This is a genomic window from Enterococcus sp. 7E2_DIV0204 (genome assembly GCF_002140855.1).
In the GTDB taxonomy this organism is placed as follows: Bacteria; Bacillota; Bacilli; order Lactobacillales; family Enterococcaceae; genus Enterococcus_L; species Enterococcus_L lemimoniae.
Genome location: NZ_NGKY01000001.1, coordinates 845,115 through 857,650, shown reverse-complemented (window position 1 = coordinate 857,650; position 12,536 = coordinate 845,115). Strand labels below are relative to the sequence as shown.

Genomic DNA, 12,536 nt, shown 5'->3' with positions numbered 1-12,536 from the left:
GTATAAGACTGTAACTGTTAAGGCAAAATGAAAACGGGGCTGTTACGCTTTTAGACTTATCTAGCTTCATGAGCCAGTCTCTCGGGAAAAAGATAAAAATAGAGTGAGGCAAAAAGCACCTCAATCGATTTTTCCTATTTTCCAGTCAAGACTAAACGGGCTCATTCAGCTTTTAAACTTATCCAGCTTCACAGGCTAGCTCTTCGGGGAAAAGATAAAAATCGCATGTGACCAAGAGCGTCACAGTCAATTTTTCCTATTTTCCAGTCAGAGCTAAACGAGCCTGTTCAGCTTTTAAACTTATCTAGCTTCATGAGCTAGTCTCTCGGGAAAAAGATAAAAATAGAGTGAGGCAAAAGCACCTCAATCGATTTTTTCTATTTTTCAGTCGAGACTAAACGGGCTCATTCAGCTTTTAGAATCGGAGGTAATGCAATGGCGCACAAAGAAATGCGGTCGATGATGCAAGGGGCGGCGATTTTAACGGTCGCATCGTTTATTGCCAAAGTGTTAAGTGCAGTTTATCGTGTGCCTTTTCAAAATCTAGTTGGTGATGAAGGTTTTTATGTCTACCAACAAGTGTATCCAATCTATGGTATTGCGATGACCTTAGCATTGTCAGGGATGCCACAGTTTATTTCAAAAGTAGTAGCGGAGCAATCAGATATTAGTGGGCAGAAAAAGGTTTTACAACAGCTGTTTCCCTTTGTTTTTATGATTGCCGGTTTGTGTTGGGCGTTTTTCTTTTTAGGAAGTCATGAAATTGCCTTTATGATGGGAGACTATCGCTTAGCTTCATTGATTCAAGTCGTTTCTTTTACATTCTTGTTGGTTCCTGTCCTATCTTTTTATAGAGGGAATTTTCAAGGACACTTATTGATGATCCCGAGTGCTGTTTCTCAAGTGATGGAACAAATTGTTCGAGTGGGTGTGATCTTGATTGCGGCTTACTCTTTTAGTCAGTTTGGTTGGTCGGTGTATCAGACAGGAACAATCGCGATGGGCGGTGCATTGTTAGGTGGGATTGTTGCAGCAGGGATTCTTTGGTATTATGATCGGAAAATCCGTGTGGGAAGTTCTGCGTATCTGACGCAATGGAAAGTTGAAAAAGGTTCTGGAGAACTATTTGGTCGTTTAGTCATAGAAGGCGGAATGGTATCGCTATACAGTGCTTTTTTGATTCTCTTTCAACTAATTGATTCATTTTTGATTAAAAATTCCTTAGTCGCAGCAGGAATCAGTGATTCAGCGGCGAAAATAGATAAAGGTGTTTATGATCGAGGACAGCCTTTAGTTCAATTAGGCTTGGTTGTTGCGCTAGCCTTAAGTTCAAGTTTTTTACCGGCGTTAACAAAGTATTTTATGAGTCGAGAAGAAGGTCGGTTTTTACAAGCCGCTAAAATATTTTTACGTTTAACAACAACGATTGCGGCTGCTGCATCGATCGGGTTAGCATTATTACTTCCTTATATGAACTTTGCTTTGTTCAAAGATTATCAGGGAAACGGTGTTTTAGGTGTATATGTATGTTCAATTGCTTTTATGGCAATTATCCAAGCATATCAAAGTATTTTACAAAGTCAAAATCGTTTTATCGTATCTATGGTATCAGCAGGAATCGGCTTGCTGACAAAGCTCTTTTTAACGAGCCCGTTGACGTTTGCTTGGGGAACACTTGGAGCGAGCGTTTCAACCATTGCGGGGTTAATCGCAACGCTATTTTTCTTGATCCTTTTTTCCAAAAAAGCAATCAATCACTTTGCTGTTGAAAATCATTTCACTAGAAAGTTGATTATCAGTTTAGGATCAATGGGATTTGTGTTACTCTGTTATCAAGGCGTGATTGCTCTATTTCTAGGAGTGGTTAGTCATCGTGGACAGGCGTTGCTGATCACCATCATCGGAGTTTTACTCGGTGGCGGAACATTTATTTATATCATTATTAAAATTAAACTATTTACAATTCGGGAATGGCTAACATTACCGTTTGGAGCAAAAATATTAAGAATGAAGAGGTAAGGGTATGCGTTTAGACAAATTTTTAAAAGTTTCACGAATTATTAAAAGAAGACCTGTAGCCAAAGAAGTAGCAGACAAAGGCCGGATCCAGATCAATGGTATCCTAGCGAAATCATCAAGCAATGTCAAAATTGGTGATCAAGTCAAAATCCAATTTGGTAATAAAATCTTAGAAATCGAAGTTCTTGAACTTCGTGATTCAACGAAAAAAGAAGATGCAGAAAAGATGTATCAGGTTATTTCAGAGAAAAGAGTCGAAAATAGTGATAATTTAGATTAGACAAGCTTCTTAGATGTTGGTATAATAAGACAGACAAACCAAAAACGAGTGGAGCGGAAAACATGAGTAAAAAGAAAAAAGACGTGGAAAAAGTTGCTGCCTTAGATAATGAGTATACTAAAGAACAGTATGCCGAATTTCAAAAACAGCAAAAGCAGCTGATTTTCAGACGCCGACGTCTGGCTGTTGTTTTTCTCGTGGCATTTGTGATCTTTATCGTTTCGGGTATCCAGCTAATGCAAGACTATCAACAGTTGAATGCCTTTAAAAAACAGCAGGCAGAAGCCGTAGCTGAGTCAGCAGAAGCGGATAAAAAGTTAAATCGATTGGAACAAGATGTTGCGCTTTTAAGAGATGACGATTATGTGGCGAAACTTGCTCGTAGCCGTTTTTATGTCTCAAAAGAAGGCGAACAGATTTACAACATTCCAGAGTTAGGCGGAACGACTAGCTCTAGTAATGAGCAAAAACAATCAGGGCAAGAGAGTCAATCACAGTCTCATTCAACTGAGAAACAATCAGGCGAATAACTGCAGATATAATAGGGTAAATAATAGGAGGAACATTTTTTTTATGTCAATTGAAGTAGGAGCGAAGTTGCCAGGAAAAGTGTCTGGTATCACTAATTTTGGTGCCTTCATCGATCTTGGTGAAGGAAAAACAGGGTTGGTTCACATTAGTGAAGTGTCAAATGGATTCGTAAAAGATATCCATGATGTATTGACCGTAGGGGATGAAGTAACTGTAAAAGTTACCTCAGTCGGTGATGACGGTAAAGTAGGTTTATCGATTCGTAAAGCACAAGAACAAGCTGCAGAACCAAAGCGTGAATATCAACGTCGTGATAACAATGACTATCAAGCTAATCGTGACCGTGGATCACGTCCAGCACCTAAAAAACAATTTACAAGAGCGCAACCAATGAACAACTCAAAACAAGATTTTGACTCATTGATGAGCTCATTCTTAAAAGATAGTGACGACCGTTTGACTTCATTGAAGCGTAATACAGAAGGTAAACGTGGCGGACGCGGTGGACGCCGTAACTAATAAATATCGAAGCTGAGCGAAAGCTCGGCTTTTGTGTTTTGAGCATTTTTTTCGGGTCTATCAACTATGAAACCAAGAGGTGAGTAGATGTTTCAAGAATTTTACAATCATTGTAAAAGAAATGAATACTGGCTGCCAAAGCAAAAAATAGTACTGGCGGTTTCCGGCGGAGTAGATTCAATGGTTTTGTTGAGGTTTATGCAAATAGCTGCTGAAAAAGACCAGCTAGAATTAGCAGTCGCCCATGTCAATCATGAGTTACGGGGAGAATCAGAGGCAGAAGCGAAGTACCTGCGAAACTATTGTCAAGATCAAGCCATTTCTTACTATAGCAAAGTATGGGAAGAACCTGAGAAGACAAAAAATATAGAAGCACGGGCTCGCAAATTTCGCTATGATTTTTTCAAAGAAATTATGGAGCGAGAAAACTATCCTACGCTTATGACTGCTCATCATAGTGATGATCAAGCTGAAACTGTATTAATGAAACTAACAAGAGGCAGTGCCTTACCTAACTTAGTGGGAATTAGAGACGTACAGCTGTTTGGAATTGGAGAATTGATTCGTCCTTTTTTATTATTTTCAAAAGAAGAATTGACGCAGTTCGCTAAAAAATCAGGAATCGTGTATTTTGAAGATGATTCAAATAGGAGTGATACCTATTTGCGTAATCGCTTCAGAAATCAAATCGTGCCACTTTTAAAAAAAGAAAACCCCAAATTTTTGCAGCATATCATAGATTTTAGTGAGCAAGTCTCGTTGGCTGATCAACTTATTCAGTCCGTGATAGAGCCAAAATATGAACGATGGGTAGAAGCAACCACAGAAGGTTGGCAGGTTAAACTATCTGATTTGAAACGGGAGCAAAAAAGTATCCAAACATTTTTCCTAATGACTTTATTTCAACGAACAATCGTACCTAAAGGTGTAAAGATAAACCAATTGCAGATTCAACAATTATTGACAATGCTAAATCGTTCCGCTCCCCAGTTATCATTAGATATGGAACAAGGTTGGCAGGTTGTAAAAGAATATGACATGCTATTACTGAAAAAAAAGCAACCTGTAAATTATGAGAGCGTATTTTATTTGAATGAAAACGAGCACTTTTTTCTATCTGAAAAAGAATGGGTCGGTTTGGAAGTAACAGGGAAAACACTTGAGGTGCCAGAGTCTACCAAGGATTGGGCAGAATTTTCTTTGCTCATAAGTGGACAAACTGTTTTACCATTAACGATTCGTCGACGAAAAAACGGAGATAAAATCGCTTTGACTCCAGAGCTGACAAAGCGCTTGAAGCGGATATTTATCGATCGTAAAATACCTAATTCGATCAGAGAGCAAGCATGGGTCGTTCTATCAGGGCAAGAGCAGATTATTTGGATTCCACAGTTTGTAAATTCCTATTTGAGTATTCCTAAAGAAACTGATAAAATACTCTACAGGCTCCTTTATAAAGTAAAACAGTAAAAACTAAAAAAATACTGTTATTCAAAGAAGCAAAAGGACATAAAAAATCAGAAACAACGACTTAAAAGTCAGAAAAAAAGTGATTGCTCGTACAAGCATATCTGTTTAGGGCAACGAAACACTACACTATCGTTTCGACTTTATCTACCTCTCAGGAGAACTGCAAGGAGTTAAAGGTCGAACTTATAAGGAAAGGGAGAGCAATATGTTAGAGAAAGATATTAAACAAGTCTTGATTACAAAAGAACAAATTCTTGAAAAATCAACTGAACTTGGCAAAAGACTAACAGAAGATTATCAAGGTAAAAATCCGTTAGTAATCGGTATTTTAAAAGGTGCGATACCTTTCATGGCTGATATCACACGTTGCATCGACACGCATTTAGAAATGGATTTTATGGCTGTATCGAGTTACGGCAACGCAACTGTATCTTCTGGTGAAGTAAAAATCATCAAAGATTTAGATACAAATGTTGAAGGACGTGATATCTTGATCGTAGAAGATATTATTGACAGCGGCCGTACGTTAGCATATCTCGTAGATTTATTTAAATATAGAAAAGCAGCATCTGTGAAAATCGTGACTCTATTGGATAAACCTGAAGGTCGTGTCGTTGATATCGTTGCAGATTACGTTGGTTTTGATGTGCCAAACGAATTTGTTGTGGGTTATGGATTGGATTATGCAGAAGCATACCGAAATCTCCCTTATGTAGGCGTATTGAAACCTGAAATCTATGAATCAAATTAATATCTCTCTTAGATTTAGTTATGTTACAATGTAAAGGTCAGAATTGATAAAATAAACCGTAAAATTAATTACGAGCAGCAGTCAAAGGAGGACAGGCATGAATAAAAAGAATGGTGGCATGAAAAATGGCCTATATTACGTATTGCTGATTTTGGCGATGGTTATGGTTGTATATTTCATTTTTGGAAATAACAATCCCCAATCACCAGATATCGAATACTCGACTTTTAGTACTCAATTAGAGGAAGGCAAAGTCAAAGAACTGACAATCCAACCAACAAATGGTGTGTTTAAAATCACAGGTCAGTACAAAGAAAAACAAGAAATCAAAAACACTGGCGGTCTTTCTTTATGGGGATCAACAGAAGTTTCGACAAAATCATTTACAACAATTGTCCTACCGAGTGATATCACATTGTCTGGTATCCAAGATATGGCTAAAGACAACAATGTAAAACTTACAGTAAAAGAACAATCAACAAGTGGTGCTTGGCTTTCTATCTTGTTTAGTTTCTTACCGATCGTATTGTTCATCTTCCTATTCTATATGATGATGGGACAACAAGGCGGCGGTGGCGGTGGTGGCGGCCGTGTCATGAACTTTGGTAAATCAAAAGCCAAAGAAGCAGATAAAAAAGCCAACCGCGTACGCTTCTCCGATGTAGCAGGAGCTGAAGAAGAAAAACAAGAATTAGTTGAAGTGGTTGAGTTCTTAAAAGATCCTCGCCGTTTCGTTGAATTAGGTGCCCGCATACCAGCAGGTGTTCTACTAGAAGGACCTCCAGGAACAGGTAAAACATTACTTGCTAAAGCCGTTGCCGGTGAAGCAGGCGTACCGTTTTATTCTATCTCGGGTTCAGACTTCGTTGAAATGTTTGTCGGTGTCGGGGCAAGCCGTGTCCGTGACTTATTTGAAACAGCGAAGAAAAACGCTCCAGCGATCATCTTTATCGATGAAATCGATGCAGTAGGTCGTCAACGTGGTGCTGGTATGGGCGGAGGACACGATGAACGTGAACAAACCCTTAACCAATTACTTGTGGAAATGGATGGATTTGATGGTAACGAAGGTGTTATTGTTGTTGCCGCAACCAACCGTTCAGACGTATTAGATCCAGCCTTATTACGTCCAGGTCGTTTTGACCGTCAAATTTTAGTAGGTCGTCCTGATGTGAAAGGCCGTGAAGCAATTCTTAAAGTTCATGCCCGTAACAAACCATTGGCTGACGATGTTGATTTAAAAGTAGTAGCACAACAAACACCAGGTTTTGCTGGTGCAGATTTAGAAAACGTCTTAAACGAAGCCGCTTTAGTTGCAGCTCGTCGTAATAAGAAGAAAATCGATGCATCTGATGTGGATGAAGCAGAAGATCGTGTCATTGCAGGACCTGCGAAAAAAGATCGTGTCATCAACAAAAAAGAACGCGAAATGGTTGCTTACCACGAAGCTGGACATACAATTGTCGGTTTAGTCTTAAGCCGTGCTCGCGTTGTTCATAAAGTAACGATCATTCCTCGTGGCCGCGCTGGTGGTTATATGATTGCTTTACCAAAAGAAGATCAATTCTTAATGACTAGAGAAGACATGTTTGAACAAATCGTTGGTTTACTTGGTGGTCGTACAGCTGAAGAAATTATCTTCAATGTTCAATCAACAGGTGCATCTAATGACTTTGAACAAGCGACTGGGATTGCCCGTAGTATGGTAACTGAATATGGAATGAGCGACAAATTAGGTCCAGTTCAATATGAAGGAAACCATCAAGTCTTTGTTGGTCGTGATTATGGTCAAACGAAAGCATACTCTGAACAAGTTGCCTTTGAAATCGATCAAGAAGTACGTCGTATTTTGATGGAAGCTCATGATAAAGCACGTGAAATCATCGAATCTCACCGTGCGCAACACAAGCTGATTGCTGAAAAACTGTTGGAATTCGAAACGTTAGATGCCCGCAGTATCAAATCATTGTTTGAAGAAGGGGTTATGCCTCAAGACGTTATTGATAGCCAATTCCCTAGCGAAAAAGCTCAAACGTTTGAAGAAGCAAAACGTGCATTAGAAGAAAAAGATGCACAAAGACAAGCTGAAGAAAAACAAGATTTTGAAGAAGCGAAAAAAGAATTACATGACGAAGCAGAAGAAGTAAAAGCGGACAGCGAAAAAACAGAAGAACAAGTTCAATCAGAAACGAAAACTGATGATGAACGTAAGACAGATTCTGAATATGACCGTAATAACTTTGATGATCGTTACAAATAAGAAAATAGAATCTCTGTTGAGCTCACTAAACGAGTTTAACAGAGATTTTTTGATTTGTTGCGTGCGCAACGTTCGCTATTGCTGTATTTTGAGTAAGGTAAGTATTAAATTTAAAGGAGCGAGTGGAATGACTTTAGGCGAATTAATTCGTGAAAAAAGAATTGAATCAGGTATCACACAACAACAATTGGCAGACAAGATATATGTCACGCGTCAAACAATCTCGAAATGGGAACTAGGAAAAAGTCTGCCAGACCAAGTATCGTTGCATTTGTTAGAAACCATTTTACAGTTTAAGTGGCAATACAAAACAGAAGAAGAAAAAAGGAGGAAACAAATGATGTTCCGTATAAAAAGTGTTCTTACTCAATTTGTGGGGCTCGTCTTTTTTGGCATTTTATTTTTACCATTGCGTATGATGTGGATAATAGGAAAAAGAAAATGGCAGAATCCATTCGTGCAATATGTGGGGATTCCGCTAGTTATCGCTGGCTATTCTATCTACATGTATTCATTAAATACTAAAGCATTTTATATCGTATTAGTTTGTACGATTTTAATGTATATCATGTTAAGGAGTTATTTTCCCTTGAACCGTTCAAAGGATTACTCAAACTAGTTTGAGCGCCTAAGGTCTATTACTCTTCAAAAGAAGTCTGCAATCTCTATCAGTTTAGGCTGGCAGAGGTTGTTTGTTTTTCTTTGAATCAACATTATTTAGTTGAAAAAAGAGTGAAACCCTAGTATTATCTGATAATGAGTCAGAAAAAGTCCCAAGTGAGAAGAGGAAAATAAAAATGGAAGATTACTTAGTTAAAGCATTATGTTATGAAGGATCGATTCGCGCTTATGCAGTTTGCGCAACAAATACAATTTCAGAAGCACAAAAACGTCATGACACATGGAGCTCGTCAACTGCAGCATTAGGCAGAACGATGGTAGGCGCTTTATTACTTGGAGCAACATTAAAAGGTGAAGATAAATTAACTGTAAAAGTTCAAGGAAATGGGCCAGCAGGAAGTATTGTTGTTGATAGCGACGGTAGTGGTAATACTAAAGGCTATATAAAAAATCCACATGTTAGTTTGACGCTAAACGAAAGTGGTAAAATTGACGTTCGCGGAGCAGTAGGAACAGAAGGGATTTTCACTGTAATCAAGGATTTAGGTTTAAAAGAAACATTTTCAGGACAAACACCGATCGTTTCTGGTGAAATAGGTGAAGACTTCACCTATTTCATGGCTGTTTCCGAACAAATACCATCTGCAATCGGGCTAAGTGTCTTGGTTGATACAGATGAAAGTGTCAAAGCGGCAGGTGGCTTTATGATCCAAGTGATGCCAGGCGCAGATGAAAAAAAAATTGATTTTATTGAACAACGATTACAAGAAGTACCGATGATTTCCCGCTTGATCGACGAAGGAGAGTCACCAGAGGGAATCTTAGAACGCCTTCTTGGTAAAGATGAAATTGAAATCTTAGAAAAAATGCCCGTTCAATTCAAATGTAATTGCTCAAAAGAAAAATTTGGTACAGCAATCATCGCCGTAGGTTTAGACGAAATCAATGCTATGATCGATGAGGATCACGGGGCGGAAGCTGTTTGCCAATTCTGTGGTAATAAATATCACTATAGTGAAACGGATTTAATCGAGCTTCGCGATGAAGCAATCAAAAATACACGAGAGCAATAGGAGCGAATCACTATGTGGAAAATAGGAAACGTTGAAATCCCAAATCGTGTCGTTGTTGCACCGATGGCAGGAATCAGTAACGCAGCATTTCGTGTGACGGTTAAAGAATTTGGTGCAGGCTTAGTGGTCTGTGAAATGATCAGTGATAAAGGAATTCAACAAAGAAACAAAAAAACCTTAGATATGCTGTATATCGATGACCAAGAGTACCCATTAAGCGTACAAATTTTTGGTGGAGATAAAGAGAACCTAGTTGAAGCGGCGAAATTTGTAGAAGAAAACACTAAAGCTGCAATCATTGATATCAACATGGGTTGTCCCGTAAATAAAGTGATCAAAGCCGAAGCAGGTGCAAAATGGCTTTTAGATCCGAATAAAGTTTATGAAATGGTCGATGCCGTTTCTTCTGCAATAGACTTACCTGTTACAGTGAAAATGCGAACTGGTTGGGATGAAGAGCATCTATTTGCTGTTGAAAATGCCTTGGCAGCAGAAAAAGCAGGTGCTTCAGCTATCGCTATGCATGGTCGTACTAGAGTTCAAATGTATGAAGGTCAAGCAAACTGGGACGTTTTAAAAGAAGTAAAACAACATCTAACAATCCCTTTTATGGGGAACGGCGATGTTCGTACACCAGAAGATGCAAAACGAATGCTTGAATATGTGGGAGCGGACGGTGTTATGATCGGTCGAGCAGCGCTAGGAAACCCCTGGATGATTCAGCGGACTAAAGAATATCTTGAAACAGGAGAGCTGATGCCTGAGCCGACACCGCGTGAAAAAATTGAAACGGCTAAAGTACATCTGCAACGACTAGTTGATTTAAAAGGTGAAAAAATCGCTACGAGAGAATTTAGACAACATGCTTCATACTATCTAAAAGGGATTCCTCGTGCAGCTAAAGTAAAAGTTGCGATCAACCAAGCAGAGACTCAGCAAATGATGGTCGATTTACTTGATGCATTTGAAGAAAAAGCAGAAAAACATGCAGAAAAAGATACAATCGAAACAATCTAGTAAAAAAAGCAGGCCGAAACAAAAATTCGGCTTGCTTTTTTTTGTTTTAATGTGGCATTATAGGGGTATGTGATTTCAGAATGGAGGAAGTAAAGTGGCAGATGAACAACAAGCGCATGCAGAAGATCTAAATGATCAAATGCTTGTGCGTCGTGAGAAAATGGAAAATTTACGTGGAGAAGGGATTGATCCTTTCGGCAAGCGTTTTGATCGTACACATAACTCAAAAGAATTACATGAACAATTTGATCAACACTCAAAAGAAGAATTAAGCGAGATGGATTTATCAGCGAGCGTAGCTGGTCGAATGATGACCAAACGTGGCAAAGGAAAAGCTGGCTTTGCTCATTTACAAGACCGCGAAGGACAACTACAGATCTATGTACGAAAAGATCAGGTTGGTGATGAAGCCTATGAATTATTTAAACATGCGGACTTGGGGGACTTCTTTGGTGTTACAGGACAAATTATGAAAACAGATACAGGTGAAGTAACGGTTAAAGCGAAAACAATTGTGTTGTTAACAAAAGCCCTACGTCCATTACCGGATAAATACCATGGTTTAACAAATGTAGAACAACGTTACCGTCAACGCTATTTAGATTTGATTAGTAATAAAGACAGTTTCGATCGTTTCATGAAACGTAGTCAAATCATTAGCGAAATCCGTCGTTATCTTGATAGTAATGGCTATGTAGAAGTAGAAACACCTGTCCTGCACAATGATGCTGGCGGTGCTACGGCACGTCCGTTTATTACACATCACAACGCATTGGATATGGATTTATACTTACGAATTGCCTTAGAATTGCACTTAAAACGTTTGATTGTCGGCGGTATGGAGAAAGTCTATGAGATTGGTCGAGTATTCCGTAACGAAGGGATCGACACAACGCATAATCCTGAATTTACGATGTTAGAAGCCTATACAGCCTATACAGATTATAAAGATGTAATGGATTTAACAGAAGGAATTATCCGTAATGCTGCGGAAAAAGTGTTGGGAACAACAACGATCACATATGATGGTAAAGACGTCGATTTAGGCTCTGAATTTAAACGTGTCCATATGGTTGAAGCGATCAAAGAACAAACCGGTGTTGATTTCTGGCAAGAACTGACTATTGAAGAAGCACGTGCCTTTGCGAACGAGCACAATGTAGAAATTAATCAAAACATGACGGTTGGTCATATTATAAATGAGTTCTTTGAAACATTTGTTGAAGAAACGCTTGAGCAACCAACTTTTGTTTACGGACATCCAGTAGAAGTATCACCTTTAGCGAAGAAAAATCCAGAAGATGGTCGTTTTACTGATCGATTCGAACTATTTATAGTAGGAAAAGAATTTGCGAATGCATTTACTGAACTAAATGATCCAATTGATCAACGTGAACGTTTTGAAGGCCAAGAAAAAGAACGTGAACAAGGAAATGATGAAGCACATGGGGTGGATGAAGACTTTATTGAAGCATTAGAGTATGGTTTGCCACCAACCGGAGGATTAGGAATTGGGATTGACCGCTTAGTTATGCTATTAACTGATGCTCAATCAATTCGTGATGTCCTATTATTCCCAACAATGAGATAAAAAAATCAAAGGGCAGATTATATCGTAATAATCTGCCCTTTTTATTTTCTAAAAAATACTAAGAAAAACACAATGAATACCTATCCTGAAAGGAAAAAAACGAACATTGAAGAACAAAAGTAATAAAACAATCGGTAACGAAAAAAACTTTCAAAAAAGTGCAAGTTTTAGTTGACCTACGCCTAGAATCTTGGTATATTATATCTTGTCGCAAGGCACCGAGGAAACATGTCAAACGATGAAGATAATATAACAGCTTAAGTTTGAAAAAAACTTTTGCAATCAGTAAAATAGTTGTTGACAAGCAGCTGCGGACCTGATAAACTAGTGAAGTTGTCGCAAGAAACAAAGACAGCTGAACGAAAATAGAATAACAATTCGAGTTTGAAAAAAACTTGAAAAAT

General features: G+C 38.5%; 11 protein-coding genes. All 11 read left to right on the top strand.

The genetic code is table 11. The annotated features are described in order from the left end of the window. Window positions 1-435 precede the first annotated feature (435 nt). Window positions 436-2,019 carry a polysaccharide biosynthesis protein gene (locus tag A5819_RS04075; RefSeq protein WP_086276927.1) on the top strand — a complete coding sequence of 528 codons (1,584 nt, stop codon included), beginning with the start codon at window positions 436-438 and terminating at the stop codon, window positions 2,017-2,019. A gap of 4 nt (window positions 2,020-2,023) precedes the next feature. Continuing rightward, complete coding sequence (locus tag A5819_RS04070) at window positions 2,024-2,299, top strand: RNA-binding S4 domain-containing protein (protein WP_086276924.1); 276 nt, start codon at window positions 2,024-2,026, stop codon at window positions 2,297-2,299. A 62-nt stretch (window positions 2,300-2,361) separates the two neighbouring features. After that, a complete protein-coding gene (locus tag A5819_RS04065; protein WP_086276921.1) occupies window positions 2,362-2,829 on the top strand; it encodes a septum formation initiator family protein in 468 nt (155 codons plus the stop codon). A gap of 43 nt (window positions 2,830-2,872) precedes the next feature. After that, a complete protein-coding gene (locus tag A5819_RS04060) occupies window positions 2,873-3,349 on the top strand; it encodes a S1 domain-containing RNA-binding protein (RefSeq protein ID WP_086276919.1) in 477 nt (158 codons plus the stop codon). A gap of 87 nt (window positions 3,350-3,436) precedes the next feature. Continuing rightward, on the top strand, window positions 3,437-4,819 hold the full coding sequence (tilS, locus tag A5819_RS04055; RefSeq protein WP_086276916.1) for a tRNA lysidine(34) synthetase TilS: 1,383 nt from the start codon (window positions 3,437-3,439) through the stop codon (window positions 4,817-4,819). 205 nt (window positions 4,820-5,024) lie between these two features. Beyond that, window positions 5,025-5,570 (top strand): hypoxanthine phosphoribosyltransferase, encoded by a 546-nt coding sequence (gene hpt, locus A5819_RS04050; protein WP_086276915.1) that lies wholly within the window; start codon window positions 5,025-5,027, stop codon window positions 5,568-5,570. 97 nt (window positions 5,571-5,667) lie between these two features. Then, window positions 5,668-7,830, top strand: coding sequence for an ATP-dependent zinc metalloprotease FtsH (ftsH, locus tag A5819_RS04045; RefSeq protein WP_086276913.1), 2,163 nt, complete (start codon window positions 5,668-5,670; stop codon window positions 7,828-7,830). 127 nt (window positions 7,831-7,957) lie between these two features. Then, on the top strand, window positions 7,958-8,449 hold the full coding sequence (locus A5819_RS19170) for a helix-turn-helix transcriptional regulator (RefSeq protein ID WP_176271354.1): 492 nt from the start codon (window positions 7,958-7,960) through the stop codon (window positions 8,447-8,449). Between the two features lie 178 nt (window positions 8,450-8,627). Continuing rightward, on the top strand, window positions 8,628-9,524 hold the full coding sequence (gene hslO, locus A5819_RS04035; protein WP_086276910.1) for an Hsp33 family molecular chaperone HslO: 897 nt from the start codon (window positions 8,628-8,630) through the stop codon (window positions 9,522-9,524). 12 nt (window positions 9,525-9,536) lie between these two features. Beyond that, entirely contained in the window at window positions 9,537-10,541 is a 1,005-nt protein-coding gene (gene dusB / locus A5819_RS04030) for a tRNA dihydrouridine synthase DusB (protein WP_086276908.1), read from the top strand. 94 nt (window positions 10,542-10,635) lie between these two features. After that, entirely contained in the window at window positions 10,636-12,132 is a 1,497-nt protein-coding gene (gene lysS, locus A5819_RS04025; protein ID WP_086276905.1) for a lysine--tRNA ligase, read from the top strand. Window positions 12,133-12,536: the final 404 nt, after the last annotated feature.

Excerpts from the sequence above, each read along its gene's own strand:
- A5819_RS04075 (WP_086276927.1), top strand. The coding sequence starts at position 436 with ATGGCGCACAAAGAAATGCGGTCGATGATGCAAGGGGCGGCGATTTTA.
- A5819_RS04070 (WP_086276924.1), top strand. The coding sequence starts at position 2,024 with ATGCGTTTAGACAAATTTTTAAAAGTTTCACGAATTATTAAAAGAAGA.
- A5819_RS04065 (WP_086276921.1), top strand. The coding sequence starts at position 2,362 with ATGAGTAAAAAGAAAAAAGACGTGGAAAAAGTTGCTGCCTTAGATAAT.
- A5819_RS04060 (WP_086276919.1), top strand. The coding sequence starts at position 2,873 with ATGTCAATTGAAGTAGGAGCGAAGTTGCCAGGAAAAGTGTCTGGTATC.
- tilS (WP_086276916.1), top strand. The coding sequence starts at position 3,437 with ATGTTTCAAGAATTTTACAATCATTGTAAAAGAAATGAATACTGGCTG.
- hpt (WP_086276915.1), top strand. The coding sequence starts at position 5,025 with ATGTTAGAGAAAGATATTAAACAAGTCTTGATTACAAAAGAACAAATT.
- ftsH (WP_086276913.1), top strand. The coding sequence starts at position 5,668 with ATGAATAAAAAGAATGGTGGCATGAAAAATGGCCTATATTACGTATTG.
- A5819_RS19170 (WP_176271354.1), top strand. The coding sequence starts at position 7,958 with ATGACTTTAGGCGAATTAATTCGTGAAAAAAGAATTGAATCAGGTATC.
- hslO (WP_086276910.1), top strand. The coding sequence starts at position 8,628 with ATGGAAGATTACTTAGTTAAAGCATTATGTTATGAAGGATCGATTCGC.
- dusB (WP_086276908.1), top strand. The coding sequence starts at position 9,537 with ATGTGGAAAATAGGAAACGTTGAAATCCCAAATCGTGTCGTTGTTGCA.